At 67.5% G+C, this 710-nt stretch carries 1 protein-coding gene; it reads left to right on the forward strand.

All coding sequences use genetic code 11. The features are described 5' to 3' along the window. Window positions 1-259 precede the first annotated feature (259 nt). Window positions 260-658, forward strand: a complete 399-nt coding sequence (locus IF89_RS50115; protein WP_420707028.1) for a DDE-type integrase/transposase/recombinase — start codon at window positions 260-262, stop codon at window positions 656-658. The last annotated feature ends 52 nt before the right edge of the window (window positions 659-710 follow it).

Raw genomic sequence — 710 nt, forward strand, 5'->3', positions numbered from 1 at the left:
AGTTGAGCGTAGACACCTTGCTCAACAGCCCTGGGGCCCCGTCCGTTTCACAGCCCTCGCCCCGTCACCCGATCGGTGGCCACTCTGAAAATGCTCAGTATTTCGCGAAGGAGATGAGGGCATGACCGGCCGCTGGGACTCATCTCCAACCGTGCCGAGTTCGGCGTGCAGCGGATATGCCGGGTCCTGGGTATGTCGCGCCCGGGCTACTGCCGCTGGGTCGCCGGGGCCGGTGCCTGCAAGGTCCGCCGGGCGGACGATGACGCCCTGGCCGCCGAGATCCACGAGATCCGCGCTGGCCGCAAGGGGACCTAACGGTGTCCGGCGGGTCCATGCCTGGTGCGGCGACATCACATACGTGCAGGTCGGCGGCACATGGCTCTACCGGGCCTGCGTCTTGGACATCTGCTCGCGCCGGGTGCTCGGCTGGTCGATGGCCACCCGCATGAGGACCGAGCTCGTCATCGACGCCCTGAAGATGGCGATAGCCGCCCGCGGCGGTCACGTGGACGCAGTGGTCTTCCACGCGGACAGGGGACCGCAATACACCTCAGCCGCGTCGCCCAGGCCAGCGACCATTTCGGTATCCGCCGGAGCATGGGCCGTGTCGGGTCGAGCTACGACAGCGCCCTGGCCGAGAGCTTCTGGCAAGGCCTGAAGAGAGAGACGATGCAGGAGGCGTTCGCGACGGTGCGTCAGGCCAGGCTGGA

The organism is Streptomyces sp. NRRL F-2664 (assembly GCF_000719345.1).
Lineage (GTDB): Bacteria > Actinomycetota > Actinomycetes > Streptomycetales > Streptomycetaceae > Streptomyces.

What these genes read in the sequence shown, in the direction of transcription:
- IF89_RS50115 (WP_420707028.1), top strand. Translation starts at nt 260, where the DNA reads ATGACGCCCTGGCCGCCGAGATCCACGAGATCCGCGCTGGCCGCAAGG.